The 2,056-nt window shown below is 71.9% G+C and carries 1 protein-coding gene and 2 pseudogenes; 2 read left to right on the top strand and 1 reads right to left on the bottom strand.

Going from position 1 to position 2,056, the window contains the following annotated elements; genetic code table 11:
* Nucleotides 1–182: pseudogene (locus FV223_RS26195) on the bottom strand (hypothetical protein); the annotation flags it as partial.
* 88 nt (nucleotides 183–270) lie between these two features.
* On the opposite strand from FV223_RS26195, the gene FV223_RS26190 reads away from it, so the two are divergent.
* Together FV223_RS26190 and FV223_RS26185 are read left to right on the top strand one after the other, a co-directional pair.
* Nucleotides 271–1,893, top strand: coding sequence for an ABC transporter ATP-binding protein (locus FV223_RS26190; protein WP_147729669.1), 1,623 nt, complete (start codon nucleotides 271–273; stop codon nucleotides 1,891–1,893).
* A gap of 4 nt (nucleotides 1,894–1,897) precedes the next feature.
* Nucleotides 1,898–2,056: pseudogene (locus tag FV223_RS26185) on the top strand (phosphopentomutase); the annotation flags it as partial.

The raw sequence follows: 2,056 nt of genomic DNA, 5'->3' as shown, positions 1-2,056 counted from the left end.
GCGCCGACGGTGCCGACGAGGTCGGCGATCGCCAGCCCCGCCGCGGCGACGGAGCCGGCGGCGAGGTCGGTGACCGGAAAGGCCGAAGGCAGGGTCCCCGTCCCGGTGATCGTCAACGCCCCGGTGCCCGGCGCGCTGCCCAGCGCCGCACGGATCGTCGCCGCGAAGGTCTCTGCCGACATGCCGCCCCCCTGTTGGCCCCCGGGTGGTTCGCCGTCGGGCCGCCGCCGCGCTATAGAGACCGCACCTGCCCCGGAACGAACGCGATTGATGCCCGAGCCGCTGCTTTCCGTCGAGGATCTCTCGGTCGCCTTCCGATCGCAAGAAGGCGAGAGCCGCGCCGTCGATGGCGTGTCGTTCACGATCCTGCCGGGCGAGACCGTGGCGCTGGTCGGCGAGTCGGGATCGGGCAAGTCGGTCACCGCGCTCTCGATCCTGCGGCTCCTCGACGGCGCCGCCCACCATCCGGGCGGGCGGATCGTGTTCAAGGGGCGCGACCTGCTCGCCCTGCCGGAGCGCGCGATGCGCAAGGTCCGCGGCGCCGACATCACCATGGTGTTCCAGGAGCCGATGACCTCGCTGAACCCGCTCCACACCATCGAGCGGCAGATCGGCGAGGTTCTGGGATTGCACCGCGGCCTGTCCGGCAAGGCGGCGCGGGCGCGCATCCTCGAATTGCTGGAGCTGGTCGGCCTGCGCGATGCCGCGCGCCGCATGGGCGCCTATCCGCACGAATTGTCCGGCGGCCAGCGCCAGCGGGTGATGATCGCGATGGCGCTCGCCTGCGAGCCGGATCTGCTCGTCGCCGACGAGCCGACCACGGCGCTCGACGTGACGGTGCAGGCGCAGATCCTCTCGCTGCTGGCCGACCTGCAGAAGCGGCTCGGCATGGCGATGCTGTTCATCACCCACGACCTCGGCATCGTCGAGCGCATCGCCGCGCGGGTCTGCGTGATGCTGAACGGTCGGATCGTCGAGGCCGGCCCGGTCACCGCGGTGTTCGCCGACCCGCAGCACGCGTACACGCAGCGCCTGATCGCCTCCGAGCCGAAGGGCCGGGGCAACCCGGTCGCGGCGGATGCCGAGGCGCTGGTCGAGGCCGGCCCGCTGAAGGTGTGGTTTCCGCTCAAGGAGGGCTGGCTCCGGCGCACCGCCGGCTACGTCAAGGCGGTCGACGGCGTCGCCCTGCGGGTCCGTGCCGGCGAGACCGTCGGCGTCGTCGGCGAATCCGGCTCGGGCAAGACCACGTTGGGCCTCGCGCTGCTGCGGCTGACGGCGTCGGAGGGGCCGATCGTCTTCCTCGGCCGCGACATCGAGACCTACGGCATCGCGGCGATGCGGCCCCTGCGCAAGGACATGCAGGTGGTCTTCCAGGACCCCTACGGCTCGCTCTCGCCGCGGATGTCGGTGGCCGACATCGTCGCCGAGGGGCTGGTGGTGCAGGGCGTGCCGAAGCGCGAGCATCGCGCCATCGTCGCGCAGGCGCTCACCGATGTCGGGCTCGATCCGGCGGCGATGGACCGCTACCCGCACGAGTTCTCCGGCGGCCAGCGCCAGCGCATCGCCATCGCCCGGGCGATGGTGCTCGACCCCCGCTTCGTCGTCCTCGACGAGCCGACCTCCGCGCTCGACCGCTCGGTGCAGTCGCAGATCGTGACCTTGCTGCGCGACCTGCAGCGCACCCGCGGCCTCGCCTACCTCTTCATCAGCCACGACCTCAAGGTGGTGCGCGCGCTCGCGAACTACGTGCTGGTGATGCAGAACGGCGTGGTAGTGGAAGAGGGACCGGCCGACGAGATCTTCTCCCGGCCGAAGACCGCGTACACCCGCACCCTGTTCTCGGCGGCCTTCGCGCTGAAGAGCGACACCGTCGCCGACGTCGAGCCGGTCTAGGACGATGGCGCGGGCACTGCTCATCGTCCTCGATTCCGTCGGCATCGGCGGCGCGCCGGACGCCGAACGCTACGGCGACGCCGGCTCCGACACGGTCGGCCACATCGCCGAGGCCTGCGCCGCGGGGCGGGGCGACCGCACCGGCCTACGTTCCGGCCCGTTG

The sequence above is a fragment of the Methylobacterium sp. WL116 genome, from assembly GCF_008039455.1.
Lineage (GTDB): Bacteria > Pseudomonadota > Alphaproteobacteria > Rhizobiales > Beijerinckiaceae > Methylobacterium.
Note: the sequence above shows the minus strand (reverse complement) of the source record. Positions and strands in the feature narration are given on the sequence as shown.